The organism is Bacteroidales bacterium, assembly GCA_012517825.1.
Taxonomy (GTDB): Bacteria; Bacteroidota; Bacteroidia; order Bacteroidales; family JAAYUG01; genus JAAYUG01.
The window spans coordinates 23,973-41,818 of the sequence record JAAYUG010000029.1 but is presented as its reverse complement, the minus strand read 5'-3'; the positions used below and the strand labels follow the sequence as shown (position 1 = coordinate 41,818).

The 17,846-nt window shown below is 46.2% G+C and carries 17 protein-coding genes; 4 read left to right on the top strand and 13 right to left on the bottom strand.

What is annotated here, in order from left to right; all coding sequences use genetic code 11:
- The first annotated feature begins 233 nt into the window (after window positions 1-233).
- Window positions 234-950 carry an outer membrane lipoprotein-sorting protein gene (locus GX419_02205; GenBank protein NLI23505.1) on the top strand — a complete coding sequence of 239 codons (717 nt, stop codon included), beginning with the start codon at window positions 234-236 and terminating at the stop codon, window positions 948-950.
- A gap of 325 nt (window positions 951-1,275) precedes the next feature.
- A complete protein-coding gene (gene lon, locus GX419_02200; protein NLI23504.1) occupies window positions 1,276-3,669 on the top strand; it encodes an endopeptidase La in 2,394 nt (797 codons plus the stop codon).
- Window positions 3,670-3,712: 43 nt separating this feature from the next.
- Here lon and GX419_02195 read toward each other — a convergent pair whose 3' ends face one another.
- From GX419_02195 to GX419_02155, 9 genes are all read right to left on the bottom strand, one after another.
- Window positions 3,713-4,600, bottom strand: a complete 888-nt coding sequence (locus GX419_02195) for a hypothetical protein (GenBank protein ID NLI23503.1) — start codon at window positions 4,598-4,600, stop codon at window positions 3,713-3,715.
- A gap of 159 nt (window positions 4,601-4,759) precedes the next feature.
- Entirely contained in the window at window positions 4,760-5,812 is a 1,053-nt protein-coding gene (locus GX419_02190) for a hypothetical protein (GenBank protein NLI23502.1), read from the bottom strand.
- Window positions 5,812-6,090 carry an ArsR family transcriptional regulator gene (locus GX419_02185; protein NLI23501.1) on the bottom strand — a complete coding sequence of 93 codons (279 nt, stop codon included), beginning with the start codon at window positions 6,088-6,090 and terminating at the stop codon, window positions 5,812-5,814. Before GX419_02185 ends, GX419_02190 begins: the two co-directional genes overlap by 1 nt.
- Window positions 6,091-6,105: 15 nt before the next feature.
- Window positions 6,106-8,037, bottom strand: a complete 1,932-nt coding sequence (locus GX419_02180; protein ID NLI23500.1) for a CoB--CoM heterodisulfide reductase iron-sulfur subunit A family protein — start codon at window positions 8,035-8,037, stop codon at window positions 6,106-6,108.
- The gene (locus GX419_02175) at window positions 8,034-9,335 is read right to left on the bottom strand and encodes a CoB--CoM heterodisulfide reductase iron-sulfur subunit A family protein (protein ID NLI23499.1); all 1,302 of its coding nucleotides are present in this window, start codon (window positions 9,333-9,335) and stop codon (window positions 8,034-8,036) included. The genes GX419_02180 and GX419_02175 overlap by 4 nt, the downstream gene beginning before the upstream one ends.
- 2 nt (window positions 9,336-9,337) lie before the next feature.
- A complete protein-coding gene (locus tag GX419_02170) occupies window positions 9,338-9,739 on the bottom strand; it encodes a hydrogenase iron-sulfur subunit (GenBank protein NLI23498.1) in 402 nt (133 codons plus the stop codon).
- A gap of 5 nt (window positions 9,740-9,744) precedes the next feature.
- The gene (locus tag GX419_02165; protein ID NLI23497.1) at window positions 9,745-9,996 is read right to left on the bottom strand and encodes a sulfurtransferase TusA family protein; all 252 of its coding nucleotides are present in this window, start codon (window positions 9,994-9,996) and stop codon (window positions 9,745-9,747) included.
- A 26-nt stretch (window positions 9,997-10,022) separates the two neighbouring features.
- Window positions 10,023-10,577, bottom strand: a complete 555-nt coding sequence (locus tag GX419_02160; GenBank protein NLI23496.1) for an NADH dehydrogenase FAD-containing subunit — start codon at window positions 10,575-10,577, stop codon at window positions 10,023-10,025.
- Between the two features lie 13 nt (window positions 10,578-10,590).
- Window positions 10,591-11,016, bottom strand: a complete 426-nt coding sequence (locus tag GX419_02155) for a hypothetical protein (GenBank protein ID NLI23495.1) — start codon at window positions 11,014-11,016, stop codon at window positions 10,591-10,593.
- A gap of 243 nt (window positions 11,017-11,259) precedes the next feature.
- On the opposite strand from GX419_02155, the gene GX419_02150 reads away from it, so the two are divergent.
- Window positions 11,260-11,937, top strand: a complete 678-nt coding sequence (locus tag GX419_02150) for a Crp/Fnr family transcriptional regulator (protein NLI23494.1) — start codon at window positions 11,260-11,262, stop codon at window positions 11,935-11,937.
- A 77-nt stretch (window positions 11,938-12,014) separates the two neighbouring features.
- On the opposite strand, the gene GX419_02145 is transcribed toward GX419_02150, so the two are convergent.
- The 3 genes from GX419_02145 to GX419_02135 are packed head-to-tail and all read right to left on the bottom strand — an operon-like array spanning window position 12,015 to window position 15,966.
- On the bottom strand, window positions 12,015-13,475 hold the full coding sequence (locus GX419_02145; GenBank protein NLI23493.1) for an aminoacyl-histidine dipeptidase: 1,461 nt from the start codon (window positions 13,473-13,475) through the stop codon (window positions 12,015-12,017).
- Between the two features lie 26 nt (window positions 13,476-13,501).
- Window positions 13,502-13,846 (bottom strand): PqqD family protein, encoded by a 345-nt coding sequence (locus GX419_02140; protein NLI23492.1) that lies wholly within the window; start codon window positions 13,844-13,846, stop codon window positions 13,502-13,504.
- A gap of 44 nt (window positions 13,847-13,890) precedes the next feature.
- A complete protein-coding gene (locus tag GX419_02135) occupies window positions 13,891-15,966 on the bottom strand; it encodes an oligopeptide transporter, OPT family (GenBank protein NLI23491.1) in 2,076 nt (691 codons plus the stop codon).
- Between the two features lie 181 nt (window positions 15,967-16,147).
- Between GX419_02135 and GX419_02130 the strand changes: the two genes are divergently transcribed.
- Window positions 16,148-16,687 carry a DUF255 domain-containing protein gene (locus GX419_02130; protein NLI23490.1) on the top strand — a complete coding sequence of 180 codons (540 nt, stop codon included), beginning with the start codon at window positions 16,148-16,150 and terminating at the stop codon, window positions 16,685-16,687.
- Window positions 16,688-16,717: 30 nt separating this feature from the next.
- Here the strand turns inward: GX419_02130 and GX419_02125 are convergent, their stop codons facing one another.
- Entirely contained in the window at window positions 16,718-17,833 is a 1,116-nt protein-coding gene (locus tag GX419_02125) for a DUF4831 family protein (protein ID NLI23489.1), read from the bottom strand.
- Between the last annotated feature and the right edge of the window lie 13 nt (window positions 17,834-17,846).

Here is a 17,846-nt window from a genome sequence, read left to right as displayed (position 1 = left end):
GCAGTGGGTTGGCCTTATGGGATGGCATCCGGGTTAATCCCGCTGAAACGGAGTGGAAGCGGCCCTTGTGGCGGATTGCGCAGGGTTCTTGTTCAGTCTTTCCAGCGATTTAAAACCTTTCAGTTGGTCTCAAAGCCAATTGCAAGGTTTTTTTATATGGGATTAGGTTACTTTCTTAATAAAATCGATTTGTAACAAGAAATGATTAAATTGCACTGCAAAATCCAATTACCATGAAATCGAAAATACAAATTATCCTTTTTTTGTTTGCTCTGATTGCACCTGTTACTGCACAGACCCTTGATGAGATTGTTGCCCGCCACGTCGAAGCCCTTGGTGGAAAAGATGCCATGTCGAAGGTAACCTCCATGACGGTGGAACAAACAATTGAAGTTATGGGAACCGAAGCCCCATCGGTAACCACTGTACTTTTTGGCAAGGGAGCCAGAACCGAAATGGAAGTGATGGGGAATAAAATCATTCAGGTTATTACTGATAAAGAGGGCTGGACTGTTAATCCTATGATGGGAGGTTCAGACCCTCAGCCCATGCCGGAAGACCAGTACAAAATGAACCGCGATCAGATCTTTCCCGGTGATGCTCTTGTTGACTACCAGCAGAAGGGAAACAAGCTGGAACTTGTTGGCAGGGAGCAGGTCGGATCAGTGAATGCTTACAAACTTAAGCTCACAGATCCTTCCAACCGCGAAATGTTCCTTTTCATCGACCCCAGCTCCTGGCAGATAATTCAAACCGTGATGAAGGGAGATATGATGGGTCAGAGCGTCGACATCACCATCACAATGAGTGATTTCAGAAAAACGGATGCCGGTCTCACAATGCCGTTCAACACCTTTATGGATTTTGGCGGACAGTTCAGCATGGCGCAGAAAGTTGCAAAAGTGGCCTTTAATCAACCTGTTGATACTACAATTTTTAAGGTTAAATAGGTTATCATTTTATCTGAATTCTTATAAAGCGTTCTGTTTGCAGGACGCTTTTTTGTTCAGGAAACGTCCGCGAAAACATTAATGAATAGAGATCTGTATCAATTAATTGATTTAGTTATTTCCAGAGATTTCAAAAATCGAATTTCTGTGACATTCATTCTATATGATTATATTACAAAGATGATCAGAAGGTTTTTCTGATGCTTATTGACGCTTATGACATTATGGCGTAAACGCTGAAATTTTTTCCGGTTTTTTTTGATGGTTTTGTTTTTGAATGGGTTGCCTTGTTTGTCAGTGTTTGATACCCAAAAAATGGCTTATCATGGAAGAGAAAAGGGAAAGCAACATAGTGCTTGTATCGGAGATCTATCCCGACAATATTGTGGTTCTTCCCATCCAGAACCGTCCTTTGTTTCCAGGGATAGCTGTCCCTCTGAATTATGCAGGCCGGGAATTGGTTCAGGCAATTAAATCGGTACTTGACAGGAACGACCGCTTTCTGGGGGTTTCTTTCGTCAGGCAGATAAACGAGGAAGAGTTCTATCGTTCCGAAGTATATCGAACAGGAACCCTGGTAAGAGTCCTTAAGGTGCTGGAGCAGGATGATGAGCACATCAATTTTGTGGCCCAGGGTGTAATACGCTTTACAATGATCCGGCGTATCGGGAAAGAGGAAGAACTGCGCTGGAATGTGCACTATCATTATGAGGAAAAAGCGATACTTACTGACGAACTGAAGGCTTATTCCATGGCCATTATCAATAGTGTCAAAGATTTGATGAAGCTGAACCCGATGTTTGTCGAGCAGTTGAAAATGTCGCTTAATCAGATTGGCATGGAAAAGCCCGGCCTTATGATGGATGTAATTGCCTCCATGCTGAGTACTGATCCACACCGGTTGCAGGAATTGCTGGAAACCACGGATCTGTATGCACGGGCCGAAAAGCTTCTTCTGATACTCAAGGAGGAGATCCAATTGCATCAGCTTCAGGAAAAAATACAAAAACAGATCAATGAGCGGATATCGAAACAGCAGAAGGAATTTTTCCTGCGCGAAGAGCTCAAGGTGATCAAGAAGGAACTGGGACTCGAAAAAGATGAAAAAACCACGGAAATTGAACGGATTGAGAAGCGGATCAGGAAGCTGAAGTTAAGCGACGAGGCCAGGGAAGTTGTGGAGGAAGAGCTGGGCAAGCTGAAGATGCTCGACCCCAATTCTCCTGAATACCACGTTTCGCGTACTTATCTGACATGGATTACCGATTTGCCCTGGGGCATCTTCAGCAAAGGCAATCTGGATATCAAAAAAGCCCGGCATATACTCGACAGGGACCATTACGGACTTACGGATGTAAAGCAGCGCATTCTGGAGTTTATCAGCACGATTATAAAGAGAGGCAAGGTTTCAGGGTCCATCATTTGCCTGGTAGGGCCTCCGGGTGTCGGAAAAACTTCTGTGGGGAAGTCTATTGCTGATGCGCTTGGCCGCAAGTTTTACCGTTTTTCGGTGGGAGGCATGAGGGATGAAGCGGAAATCAAAGGCCACCGCCGTACCTACATCGGTGCTATGCCGGGAAAGTTTATTCAGAGCCTGAAGCGCACCGGTGTGGCCAATCCGGTTATCATGCTCGATGAAATTGACAAAATCGGGGCAAGCTTTCAGGGGGATCCGGCGGCGGCACTTCTGGAAGTGCTCGATCCGGAACAAAACAAGGACTTTCTGGACCATTACCTTGATGTGCGGTTTGACCTTTCCAATATCCTGTTCATTACCACGGCCAATCAGCTGGATACCATTCCCCAGCCCTTGCTCGACCGCATGGAAGTAATCAAACTTCCAGGCTACATTCTGGAAGAGAAACTGGAAATTGCCAAACGGTATCTGATTCCCAGGGAAAGGAAGGAACACGGATTGAAAGCTTCCGAAATCCAGATTACCGGTAAGGCTTTGCGAAAAATAATAGACGGGTATGCACGCGAAGCAGGGGTGCGCAGTCTGGAACAGCAAATCCGCAAAATTATGCGCAAAGCCACTCTGATGCTGGCCGAGAATAAAGCGACGCGGATAAAGGTAACGGAGGAAAACCTGAAGGACTTTCTTGGAAATCCTGTTTTTACTACCGAGGAGCTTTACAAGCGCCGTATTCCCGGTGTGGTGCTGGGCCTTGCCTGGACAGCATACGGTGGAGATACCCTGTACATCGAAGCCAATGCGGTGGCCGGCAAAGGAGGAGGTTTTAAGCAAACCGGCCAACTGGGCAAGGTGATGCAGGAATCATCGGAAATAGCCTATTCGTATGTGAAGTCCATCCTTTCCCGCCACAATAAGCACAAGAACTTTTTTTCGACCCACTTTATTCATCTGCACGTTCCGGCAGGGGCTACTCCGAAAGATGGTCCATCAGCCGGCATTACCATGGCCCTGGCTCTGCATTCGCTGGCAACCGATACCCCCGTAAAAGAAGGCATTGCCATGACGGGCGAACTGACCCTGACAGGAAAAGTGCTTCCGATCGGAGGAATACGGGAAAAAACCATCGCGGCCAGAAGGGTCGGTATCAGGGAACTGATAATTCCTTCCGCCAACCGGAAAGATTTTGAAGAACTTCCCGAATACCTTCGGGAGGGAATGACCATCCATTATGCTGACTATTTCGAGGACGTGCTGAAAGTGGCTTATCCGGATTCACGGAAAAACAGCAAAAGCAGGAAATAAATCTCCCATGAAGCATCCTTTGGAGTCCTCCCGGCAAAATAATTCAGGGTTCATAATTATCGGGCAATCCGAGCGATTTTTTCAGATTCCGGTTGTACGTATCGGTTAGTTGGATAGCTTCCTCAAGTGTTAAGTAATGGGAAGGATAAGGAACAGGGTTTGATAGCTGAAGATCAGCCATTCCGATAACTCCCACCAAAAGTCCCCCGGCCAATAGCGACGCTGCCACTGTATCGTTCAGGAAATTATCCAGAAGCACATCAGCCAGGCCGACAAGAACACTGACTGTACCCGTCAGTAACATGATTCCACCCGTATTCATGCGCTTCATGATCCGGGCGTTCTTTTTGTCAATCTGGTCATTTACCTGTTCAATCCGTTTAACGGCATCCTGGTTATCTGCCAGCCGGGCAAGCTCCATCTCGGTAATTTTTACTTTTCCTCCCCGGGCTATAAACCAGTCTGTTTCCTGTTCGGTGGTCGATGAAGAATTGCTGAAGGTGGTGCCGGTAACAACATAGTAGCCGGGGAAATACATACTGTTGGAAACACCCGAAGTACTGGTAACATATTTGGAACTCAGCATCACCTCGAGCCTGTTGTTCTTGAATTTCTGAATTTCTTCGTACTTACTTTCGAGCATTTTTTCCTGAACATCCTTTGTGTTTTTAATCAGGACCGTGGCGACGGCATTCTGATTCACCGTAATCAGATCACTAAATATGATCACATTATCTTTTACGGCTTTCAGGTAATGGGTTCCCACAGTTACCGAATCGAGCAGGGTAACATCGGTTCCCTGCAAAACCTCGTCAAGAAAAAGCTGAACGCCTTTGATTTCGCTGAATACTTTAACCGTTCCTTTCTGTGCCTGCGCGGCAGAAGAAATTAACACCAGCAAAATGAACATACAGGAGAAAAGTCTTTTCATACAGAGAAGTTTTAAATTGAAAAACAGCGCTCTAATAGGCATCCGAAAATGCAATTTAAAGATGCCGTAAAATAGGAAAAAAGATGATAGGTTGTAAATGCTATCTGGTGATTATACCTGAAAAGATCGGATGTATATAACTTTCAGATTCTGTGTTTTTTATTTCTGGCTCAGAACAATTTTTTCGAAGTACATGGCGAAGGAACGATACAAAAAATGGGTCCATTTGCCAAAAGGAACTATAATCAAAGCCCACTGAGCCAGAATGATCAGGTGGCAAATATAGATCCAGAAATTCTTCTCCAGAAGATTCAGGTCGATGAACAAACGTACCACGAAAGCGCTCAGCCCCATCAAAAAGAGCCAGATTACAAAAAACCAGTCAGAAGGTTTTGAAAACCGGCTTACTTCTTTTGATTTTTTTATACGTGCCAGCACGAAATCAAACGTAATAACAAATAAAGCGGCACTCACCAGATAGCCCATTAAAACAATACCTGTGCTGGAGGTTGAGAACCAGTTAAGAAAGACTGTGGTAAAAAGAAGGGTCAGGTAACCGATAACCAGAAGAAAATGTTCCAGCCACCGGAATGTATTGTTTTCACAGGAAAGGGCACGCTTCTGGGTAAACATGTGCACCACGAGATCCTGTAACGATTGGATATAGATTTTTACCGGGACTTTGATACCTGGCTTCAGAATGGTGAAGTACCACATGCGGATAATGTTGGGCAGCAAAATCAGAGTAAATACTCCTGCAATAGCAATCATTTCAAATAAATGGCCCGCATGCATGATTTTTTCGGTGTTGAAATGGTTCAGAATCCCAAACAGAATTACGGCCGCTCCAACAAAAACGAAGAGGAATACATTCAGGAATACGGATTTATATAGTAATCCTGATAGTCCAGTCCAGTCATATTGAGCAGTTAACCATCTGCGGAGAGTCATCATGAGTTCTCCCGGGTAAGCTTTCTGGGGGCAGTGTGTTGAACATTCTCCGCAATAATAACAGAGCCAGGGTTTTAATGATGAGGTAATTTCCTGTTCCGCACCCAGTACGCTGTAACGGACCATATTACGGGGAAAGGATTCCTGCTCATTGGTCAGAGAACAGATGGCAGTGCAGGTGCCGCAATTGTAACAGGCGGAGAAGTCAAATGTTCCGTATTTTTTTAATTCCTTTGTTAAACCGGGATTAATTGTTGCCATTATTCCTTAATCTTATAAGTATAATACTCATCCATATCATCAATACTGCCCAACTGAATAAGTCCGTATTTCATAAGGGTCATCAGATAGTAAACAACTTCTTCACGGGGCATGGAAAGTTTTTCCGAAAGCTCGGCAATGGTCATTTCCTTCTCTCTGAGATTTTCAAGGATGGATTTTTTGATGCGGGTAAATTGTTTGAGTTGCTCCTTTGCTTTGTCGGATACCGGATGTTTTTCGCGTAAATATTTATATGTCTGTCCTTTAATTGGCTCCATAGCTTTTTTTGTTAGTTAATCTGCAGCAAGCATGTCGATCATATCTTCAATTTCCTTGTTGGAGTACGTGACGAGTTCGATAGCATCAGTGGGGCATACCGGGAGGCACATTCCGCAACCTTTGCAAACCGAATTATTGATAACTGCAATTGATTTGCCCTCAGCGTCCACCTTTCTGATGGCATCAAACGGACAGGCCTCAGCACATTTATTGCACCAGGTGCATTGGTCCTTGTTGATTTCGGCAATAACGGGTTCAATTTCAATTTCTCCCTTCCTGACATAGGAAAAAGCTTTGGTTGCCGCTGAAAGAGCAGAATTGACTGACTCGGTAATATTCATAGGTCCCTGGCAGGTGCCGGCAATGGTAATTCCGTCAATTACTGTTTCAACAGGACGAAGCTTGGGATGAATTTCCTTCAGAAAGTTGTCTCTGCCCCTGGGTATTTTGAAGAGGGTCTCGGTGTGCAAATGATCCCGCATTACCATTGACGTGACAAGCACTATCAGATCGGGTTCAAGTTCTATGGTTTTTTGTTCGGTGAGGATATCATTTATTCTGACAATGGTTTTTCCGTTGCTTGTATCCACCTGCGGAAGTTCATCATCAGCTGACTGAAGAAAAACATCGCCATTGCGGAGAGCTTCTGCGTATATAATTTCCTGTTTGCCGTATGTTCTGACACCCCGTGTAAAGTGAAAATTCAGAATTCCGGGGAACTTCTCACGGGCCGTGCTGGCGGCATGAATAGCGGCCGTGCAGCAATACCGCGAGCAGTATTTATTTTCTCCTTCGGGCTGGCGGCTTCCGACACAATAAATATAGGCTATTTTCTGTACGGGCTTTCCGTTATAAATAAGTTCCTTTTCCGACAGGCTGACAAGTCTTTTAAACGCTGGCAGGGTAATGACATTGCCTGCAATTCCGATTCCATATTCACCGGCTTTAGGGGTATAGGGATCAAAGCCATTGGCGAAGACGACAGCCCCTGCCTGGAGTTTTATCATCTGAGGTTCCTTCTTCAGATGAATTGCTGAACAAACTTCGGCGCATTTGCCGCAGCAATTGCACGCCTGTTTATCGATGGCAACTTTTTCAGGAAATTGCCCCGGGTGGTTGAAATAGATGGCTTTTCTGCTCGTCAGGCCGAAATTGAAGGGATCGGGAACCGAAACAGGGCATACTTCTATTGCTTTTTTAATCTCATTGTTATCAGCATTTTCATCAATGAATGCCGGAGCAAGTTCAATGGTTAATGTGAAGTTTCCGATGCTGCCGGATGATTCCCACAGCCTGGCCCCTGTATATAATGTAATACTGGGATGCTCTCTTATCTGATCATACAGTGCTTTAACCAATTCGGGGCCTTTTTCGCCGGAAGTGAAAAGCTCGTCCCATTGAGCCGTTCTCCCTCCAACAAAATGATCCTGTTCAATGAGGAAAACCTTAGTTCCCATCCTGGCCAGAGAAAGGGCAGCTTTCATGCCGGCCACCCCTGCTCCAATGACGGCAACGCTTTTGCTGGAGTCAACCTTGATAGGTTCAAGGGCTTTGGCATTGCGTACTTTGGCTATTGCCGCCTTTACAAGATGAATAGCTTTTTCTGTAGCTCCCTGCTTATTATCAGAATGTGCCCATGAATCCTGTTCCCGTATATTGGCATGAACATATTCAAATTTGTTCAGGCCTGCCCGTTGGGTAACGGAGCGGAATGTAACCAGATGAAGTTTCGGAGAGCAGGAGGCTACAATAACTCCATCCAGTCCTTGTTCATGAATATCCTGTTCCATTTGTTTCTGATTGGCATCAGAACAGGCAAACATGGTGGTTTTCGCCAGAGCTACGCCTTCATCGTGTTCAACAGCCTGTCGGACTTTTTCCACGTCCACATAATCGGATATATTGCCTCCGCAATGGCAGATATAAACACCTATTTTGTTTTTCATTTTTTCTCGCTTATGTAACTGATTGCTTCAGCAGAAGCTGAGCCTGCAGAGAGGATGGAATCAGGTATGTCCATTGGCCCCGATGCAGTTCCTGCTACAAATACCCCGGGGATGGAGGTGACAGAGGGCGATGCCAGGGGATCCATCTGCCTGACAAAATGAAAGTTGTCCGACTGAAGGCTTGCATCGGGAAAATATTTCAGAGGTTCCTGGTTCGGTAAAACTCCGACAGAGAGAACAACCAGATCATGCTCTGCTTCACGCACAGTTCCGCTGAGAATGTCTTCGTACCGCAGTAAAAGATTTCCATTGTCTTTTTCAACGATTTTGGCCACCTTTCCTTTGACAAAATTTACGCCCATTCCCTGTGCCTGTTGATAGAATTCGTTGAATCCTTTACCGAAGGCTCTGATGTCGATGTAATAAATGGTGACATCGGCCATAGGTAAAGCACCCATCAGGAGCTGAGCCTGTTTAACAGAATACATGCAGCAGATCTGAGAACAGACCGGATTGCCGATGGTCGCATCGCGGCTCCCCGTGCACAGAACGTACGCCACTTTATCGGGTACTTTGCCGTCTCCCGGCCTGAGAATAGTGTGAAATGGTCTTGTGGGAGCAAGTTGCCGTTCCATCTGCATGGAGGTGATGACATTTTTATAAAGGCCAAAGCCATAACGGGGTATGCGAAGAGGATCGAAGAGAGTAAAACCGGTGGCAATAATTACCGTTTTTACCTCCACGTTCAGGTACTCTTCGGTTTGTGTAAAATCGATGCATTTTGTTGGGCAGACTTTCTCGCATGCTCCGCACAGGGTACAGTTTTCCATATCGATGGCTGCAACCCGCGGGCTGGCAATGCTGAAAGGAATGAATGCGGCTTTTCGGCCAACCAGGTTCATCTGATATTCATCGGTAGTAATAACGGGGCAGGCCTGTTCGCACAGCTGGCAACCCGTACAGTCTTCGGCAATGACATACCGCGGTTTTTTCCGTATGCTGGCTGTAAAAACCTTGTCTCCTGATTTTTCCACCGATTGAACTTCAGCCGAAGTGAAAATGGTTATTCCGGGATGCCTCGAAACTTCCGAGACTTTGGGCGTGGTAATGCAGGCCGCACAGTCGAGTGTGGGGAATACTTTACTGAGCAGGATCATTTTTCCGCCGATGGAAAGATCCTTTTCGACCAGTAATACTTTAAATCCGTTGTTGGCAATATTCAGGGCTGTTTCGATTCCTGCAATTCCCCCGCCGACAACCAGTGCATCATAGGATGCCTCTCTCCGGTTGTTCTCCATAATTATTGTCTAGTTTTACTCAGATATTCGCTAAATGATTTTATTTGTCTGACAAAAGCTTCACTGCAAACGGAGCAGATAGCTGCCATCCGCAATCGCGCCGGATCAATCTGCTGCTCTTTCATCAATTCCTGCGTTGCAGCAACTATGTTCCCAGTCTTTTCAGTACAGGATTCATCATAGGGACAGTCACTTCCGTCGGCGGCAATAAATACACCGTCAAATCCTTTTGCATAAGCGTGCAGAATCCAGCGGGGTTTAATGCTGCTGGAACACGGTACCGAGATGGTATAAACCGTTGACGGATAGTGCAACTTAAGCAATCCGGCCATATCGATGGCCGGATCGGATATTTTTTCTGTTGAAAAAACCAGTATTTTGGCTTTTCCACTGGCTACTGGCATATTCTTTATTTTTTTCTCAGAAAAATACGGTAATACCCGCTCTCATCAATGGTGCCAAGGTATTCGTGTCCCTGTTTAGTGCACCATTTTGGTATGTCTACTTTAGTTCCTTCATCGGCCGAGAGGACTTCCATGATGTCGCCCGGTTTAATGGTGCCAATAGCTTTTTTTGCTTCAAGGAGTGGGCCGGGACATGCGGTGCCACGGGCATCAACGGTTCTTGCCGGTTGGAGGTTTTTTAATTCATCAGTTGTCATACTAATTGTTTTTTAATGGTGGATATTCAAATAAATAATTGCATGGTGCTTTCGTTTGCTTCGCTGACAAATGTTGCCGCTCCGGCAAAGCGGAGATGTTTGTAATCAATAAGTTCTTCTTTTTTAAAACCCATCAGGTTCATTGACATTTCGCACACGGTAATTTCAATCCCAAGCTCTTCAGCCTGCCGAAACATTTCATCCAGCGACAGAACATTCTGTTTCTTCATCAGGTATTTGATCATTGCAGGCCCCATGCCTGCCATATTCATTCGCGAAAGAGGAAGCTTATTTTTGCCCTTTGGAAGCATTACACCAAACATTTTGGAAATAAAATCTTTATTTTTTGCTTTTTTTTGTGGATCGCGCAATGCCGCCAGCGACCAGAAGGAAAAGAACAGCTTCACCTTTGTGTCCATCGCAGCAGCTGCGAGGGCGATGATCATTGTGGCCAGAATGCGGTCAAGGTCTCCGGAAATAACAGCGATAGAAAGGCAATCTTTCCTTGAATTTTCGAGAAAGGCAATTCTTGCTTTCAACTCCTCAATCTGGGCCTGAATGTTCGTAATACCTGTTTCCATGAAGTTAATGGAGTTAAATAAATAAGTTTACATCTGCTTCTTCAGCCGCCTGTATGTATGCCCCAATACCAACAATATCATCGGCCAGTTCAATAAAATCGTCCAGTTTTTCAGCGCCCCATATTTTCCCTGCCGTCCCGCAAATGTGAATTTTAACGTTGGCAAGGGCTTTAGCTTCTTTAAAAAATTCAACCCAGGTCTTTACGTTGAGCTTCTTTAATGAAGCCAGAAATTCTTCCTTAAGTTCAGCATTTTCAGCCATGTTCAGTTTGTCGGCATTGTCGCCGATGTCTTTTCTGAAAGCCCTGGCTGCCTGAAGAAGGACATAGATGTCAACTTCCATATCGTTGGCAACTGCGCCACTAAGTATAATTCCCGCAGCGGTCAGTTTATCAACGCTGCCTGTGTAAAGTCCAATGCATAACTTTTTGTTTTTCATAGTATTAGGTTTTTTTGTGATTAAAATAACAGTATTGTTATTTGGCTAACAAAAGAAGGCAAATCCGGCCTGAGTTTTACAGTTTCTGTTGTAAAGTAGTTTAAAAAGAAATGTGATGTATATCACAAAAAGGTTACTTTTGGGCTCTGAAAAGTTTATTAATTAAATGCGTTAATGATGTATTAAGTATCTGATAATCAGTTATATACATTCAATACTCTGGTACAAAAAACTCACTTTTCCATGGAACTTTCCTGCAAAAATTGTTCGATCAAATCCCGTGCTGCTGCCCGGCTTCGGGATTCGGAGATTGAACAGCTTTCCTTCAATTGCATTACGGCATCATTTAACAGGGGGGACTCGATTATCAGGCAGGGAGTGTTTTCGACAAATGTTGCCTATTTGCGCAGCGGGCTTGTCAAAGTGCATATTAACGGGCCGCATCACGATCAGATTGTCCGTATCGTTAAGGCTCCCGGTTACCTTGGCTTACCGACGACTTTCGGCGATAAAATAAACCAGTATTCTGTAACAGCCATTGAACGTTCGGAAGTATGTTTTATTGATATGGGCACTTTTAAACAACTTCTGAAAAGTAATTCAGATTTTGCATACGAAATTATGATTGAACTATGCCGTAACGAGCTGGAGGTGTTTTACCGGTGTGCCAATCGTACGCAGAAACAGATACGAGGTAAAATTGCCGATGTTCTGCTTGAATTTTCAGAACGGATTTTTAACGCAGATTCGTTCAGCATTCCTCTTACACAGGAAGAACTCGGGAATCTTGTCGATGCTACCCGTGAGAGTGTAAGCAGGGTAATAGCTGAGTTTGAGAATGATGGCATAATACAACTGGAAGGGAAAAAAGTACAGTTAAAAAACAAGGAGATTCTGAAGGAGATAAGTTCCAAAGGATGAACCGTAAGATAAGGATGAGCCGGTTGGTATTGTTTTTACCAGCCGGCTCATCACTTTTCCCGGGAATATGTCATTTTTTATTTTGCCGGGATATTTTTCAGGGTCTCAACGAGAAATTTCCAAAACTTCTCCACGCTGGGTATGTGTACCTTTTCATCCGGTGAATGCGGATGGCGGATGGTTGGGCCGCAGGAGATCATATCCATATTGGGATAAATGCCTCCGATGAGTCCGCACTCAAGGCCCGCATGGACTGCCTTAACCTCGGGTTCTTTTCCAAACATGTTTTTGTACACGTTTTTCATGGTTTTAAGTATAGCCGAGTCGGGATTTGGTTTCCATCCCGGGTAGCCTCCTTCGAGTTTTACTTCAGCCCCGGCCAGTTCAAAGACGCTTCTGATCATCTGCCCCACGTCTTCCTTAGCTGAATCGACAGAACTTCTCAGGAGGCACTGGACTATGGCTCCTCCTTTTTCAGTTCTTACAACAGCAAGGTTGGTGGATGTTTCCACCAGTCCGGGCACGCTGTCGCTCATGCGTATTACTCCGTTCGGGCATCCGTAGACCGATTTGATCAGCCTGGTTTGCCCTGAGGGGTTTAGTATGCGTTCAGGTTTTTCCGTTTTTTCTGCAGAGAACTTAAGATCCGGTTCCGTCTGGTTATATTCTGCCTGGAAGATTTTTTCATATTTTTTAACTGCTTCAAGAAATGCCTGCTGACGGTCTTCCGGTACCATAACCACGGCAAAGGCTTCCCTGGGGATGGCATTGCGCAGGGTTCCGCCGTTAACGGAAGCAATGTGGATGTCGAGTTCATCATTCCCGAAGTTCAGGAAGCGGAACAGCAGCTTATTTGCATTGGCACGGCCCAGGTTTATATCGAGGCCTGAATGCCCGCCTTTTAGCCCGGTGAGTGAGAGTTTGTAGGGTATATGTTCTTCGGGAACAGGAATTTCAAGGTAAGGAATCTGAATAACAGCATCCATACCGCCGGCACAGCCAATGTACAGTTCGCCCTCGTCTTCCGAATCGAGGTTGATGAGGATATCGCCTTTCAGGAGTCCGGGTTTAAGGGCAAACGCTCCGGTCATGCCCGTTTCTTCGTCCACTGTAAACAGGGCTTCGATGGGGCCATGCGGAATGTCTTTCGATTCGAGGATAGCAAGGGCCGCAGCAACACCCATCCCGTTATCGGAGCCGAGGGTTGTGCCCTTTGCCTTTACCCATTCGCCGTCAACATACGGGGTGATAGGATCCTTTTCGAAGTCATGCTGTGTTCCCTCATTTTTCTGGGGAACCATGTCGAGATGGCACTGCAGGGTAACCATTTTCCTGTTTTCCATACCGGGGGTGGCCGGTTTCCTGATCACCACATTACCCACCTCATCTACATGTGTTTCCAGGCCAAGCTGCCGGCCAAAGTCCTTTACAAACTGAACAGCTTTTCCTTCCTTTTTTGAAGGACGCGGAATCTGGGTAAGGCTGTAGAAGTGCTTCCACACATTCCGCGGTTCGAGATTCAGTATTTCATTGCTCATAATGTTAGGCATTTAAGGTTAATATTTTAATCCTGAAGTTGTCGGAACGTTATGTATCCGTTGGCATAAAGCCGTGAGCAATAATCCCCGGTACGGGTCAGGGCATTTTCTCCCAGCACATCCTTCAGTTCTTCAGCAATCTGTTCAAGGGTCTTGTTTCCGTCGATCCGTTGCCATACAGCTGATCCTCGTACATCGAGGTGCAGGGTAATATAAGGCGATTTTCCCGCAGGAAGAAACCAGCGGGCAAATTTTTCATTCCGGAAGCGGGGAATTTTCAGGTCAATTTTTATTCCCCCGGGCGTGGATATTTCTTCCCAGCGGGTAACAATGCGCACCGGTACCAGGTCGTGCAAACTGGTACTTTTCAAAATCCGCCTCCGTTTGAAGAAGTTCATGGGTTAAATTTCAACTTTTACATCATGGCTGACGGAGGAGCTGGTTCATCAGGTCTTCCGGCGTTACGCAGGGGAACGCGCACGAGCAGGTAACCGATCAGGAGTATAATGACAAGCCCGATCAGCACATGGGGTTCATACCATTTCTGGCTCAGGTCAATGCCGGCAATCCGGAAGGGGGCGAAAGCAAGGCCTGTAAGTGCTTCTCCGGCAATAAGCCCCGAAGCCAGCAGGATGCCTACGTTTTCTACACGGGCTTTCTGAGCAGGGTTCAGCTGTCGTTTTTCCACCATAAGGTCAACAATCCCTCTCACAAGGCCTCCGATGAAAATGGCGAAGGTGGTTTCCAGAGGGAGGTACATACCCACAGCAACCAGCATGGGGCTTTTTACCTGCATCAGGATGAGGCCGAAGCCGAAGAACATGCCGAAAATAACGAGGGGCCAGGTCATATCTCCTCCCACGATTCCACGGGAGAGCATAGCCATCAGACCTGCCTGGGGGGCTGAAAGGTTGCGGCTTCCGAAGCCTCCTACATAGTTCTGCTGCATGCCCTGGGCAATATCAGCCCTGTTCAGAAAGTCGAGCACGATAAACATAACAGCGCCTGCCAGCACTACGCCAATGATGTCGCCCACCTGCATTTTCCAGGGGGTCCCTCCGAGGATATGTCCGGCTTTAAGGTCCTGCAGCATTTCGCCGGCAACGGCTGCCGAAACGCAAACAATGGCTGCCACACCAAGCACAGCTGCCACCCCACCTGTCTGGGCATTCACGCCAATGGCCACAAGGATCAATGCTGTAACCAGCAGTGCCGTCAGGGTAAGCCCGCTGATGGGGTTGTTGCTCGAACCCATAATACCAACAAGGTATCCGGATATGGCGGCAAAGAAAAATGCCAGGATGATCAAAACCGTGGCAGCCACAATGGCAGGAAATAATGCAGTTTTGAAAACAAAATAGGTGATCAGGAAGGTGGTAATTGCTACCAGGGCTATACCAGCCATGATCCATGAGAACTTAATATCCTGTTCCGTGCGGAGGGAAGTTGTAGTTCCGGTAGCTGCTTTCTTAACGTCGGAGATGGAACGGGAAATTCCGGCAAACAGACTTTTTCGCATGCGGTAAAGGGTGTACATGGCCGCCATCAGCATGCCTCCGATGGCCACAGGACGTACGATCAGAAGCCAGATACGAGAAATCTGGTAGGTGGGAGAGGAAACCATCTTTATGGCTTCGTCCATGGAGTATTTCGGATAGGCAGCAATAAAATTGGACGCCCATTCGCTGAGGTATTCAGGAGTGATGTACGGGGAAATAAAGAAATAGACCAGAGGGGCAAGCAACCCCCATGCTACGAGGCCGCCGCTGAAGTTGAGTGCACCGAGCCGGGGTCCGATAATATACCCAACCCCCATATAGGCCGGGCTGACACCCGGGGTGCTGATCAGGGCGCCTCCCTTTACTTTGATGGCGGTACTATTAATAACCTGGCTTTTAAAGGTGATAAACTTGTCATAGGTGATTTTGAAAAAGTTGGTTTGTCCCAGAGCCTGAATTAGTGCTCCGATACCCATGGCACTGAAAAGGAATTTTGAACCACCTCCGCTTGAACGGCCGCTCTTGTGGATTTCAGCGGCTGCAACACTCTCGGGAAAGGGAAGTTCGGCATCCTCAACCATTACCCGGCGCAGAAGGGCCACAAACATGATTCCCAGCAAGCCTCCTGCGATCAGAATAACCGTGGAAGTCAGATAATGTCCTGGTGTGAAGAAGGGATCCCAGATTCCGGCGATGAAAAAGGCCGGAAGAGTGAAAATGGCTCCCGCAGCAACCGATTCGCCAATGGAACCCACCGTACGGGCAAAGTTTTCTTCCAGCACCGATCCCCGGACAGCCTTCAGAATGGCCATCCCTATCACCGCAGCCGGGTAGGTGGCTGCAATCGTCATCCCTGCTTTCAGTCCAAGGTATGCATTGGCGGCACCCAGCACCACAGCCAGCACCAGTCCGATCAGCAATGCCCTCAGGGTAAATTCGGCCATCCTTGTTTCGGCCGACACAAACGGAATAAACTTTTTCTGTTCTGACATACAAAATAGATTAGTTGTTTTCAGTTTCGCAAGATTCAAAAATAATACGAATTTCGGATTATAAAAGAACCTGTTGTGCAGCAAGAATTAAAGGACGGAAAACGAAATCAAAACTGTGAACTTCCCGGACTGAAAATTGTTGAAAACATATTATCTTCGCTTACATTATTACGGATACGGAATGCATAAATATCTTATAATCAGCCTTATAGTATTTTCTTTCTTTTTTCCCGGCCTTCTGAGGGCACAGACTACCGAAGGGAAAATCAACTGGCTTACTTTTGAGCAGGCGGTTGAACTGGCAAAAAAGAATCCCAGGAAAATCCTTATTGATGTTTACACCGACTGGTGCGGATGGTGCAAGAAAATGGATGCGGAAACTTTCAGTCATCCCGTGATTGTGCGGTATGTCAATGAGAACTTTTATGCCGTAAAGTTCAATGCTGAACAACGCGAGGATGTGGTCTTTCAGAATCATACGTTCAAATTTATCAGCAATGGCGGAAGAGGGTACCATGAACTGGCGGCAGCTCTGCTGAACAACCAGCTGTCCTATCCTTCCATGGCCTATCTGGATGAAAACCTTCAGCTGCTAGGTGCTATTCCCGGATTTCGTCAGGCAAAAGACCTGGAACCAATTCTGAAATATATCAGGGAAGACCTGTACAAAAAAATGGCCTACGATAAATTTCTTCAGACTTTCCAGGGGCAGGTCAGATAAGACAGGATGGCAGATATCAGTTATTTCGTGTTACCGGCAGAAAATATTCTGATGAACCTTAGCGCCGGTTAGGGTTCCCATCTGATAAACGGATGTGCCCGTCTGGAAAATCAGATCAGGCCCGAGGAACAAGCGGATTTCTGAAGGAAGCGGCAAACGGTAATAGATGGTATTTTCTCCGTCTTTCTTTTTCTTTTCCTTTTCGGACACTGTTCCAGGAAGATTTCTTTCTGAGGGCACCATGACTATTCTCAGCGGAAGCGCATCGTCAGCTTTTTCTTCAGCCCAGCCCGAAGCGGATGAAAATCTTGCCAGGACGGTTTCCAGAGGCTGGTCTTTGGAAGGCGTGTACAGGAAAGTTTTTACATACTTCCGTGAGATCGTTTTACCGGTAAACAACGAAAGGTACATTTCTTCGGTGCGGTTGAGTTCGTCAAAGGCTGCCTTCATTGCTTCTCCCTGGGGAAGGACATTATAATCGGCCGCGGCGATTTTGAACCGGCGTTTTCGCAATTTATGAATCAGATGGGCTGCTTCCGAAGCCTTCTCTTCCAGGTTTTTTTGCTGAACATGCTTGCGGAATACCGGCATTTTGACAAATACCGAGTCCTGAAAGATGGTTTTGTACAGGGTATCTGTTTTTTCGACAAAATAGTCGGTGTATGACACATCAGAAAATACCGGTTGCAGAAGGGCGATGTCTCCGGATGCCTTGGGGAGAAAAGCCGTAATGTTGTTTTTCCCCGGCGAATCAAGAATCATCCCCTGCTCTGCAAGCTGTCTGTAAAGAGCCGGCAGGGGGCACCTTGTGTTCCATTTCAGAAAGTACCACTGAGAAGGATCGGAAGTAACGGCAGTTTCAAATTGCACGTTGGTGATTTTCCAGTTTTCCAGGAAATCTGTCCGGGCATCTTTTATGCCAAGGTATTTTTCGGCATAAGCGGCATAAGGCCCGGGAATGAAAAGGGTTTGTTCCGTTTCAACCCGAATAACAAATGTTGTAAAGGGCAGGGAATAGTAAATTCCGGATGCAGCGGGTATTGCTTCCTGCGCCGGCACGGAAGAAATCCTGGTTGTCTGGTAACAGGATGTTGCTGTTGCCAGGATGATAATTACTGCAAAGGGAAAAATGGTACGTATTGTCATAGTTAATTAGCAG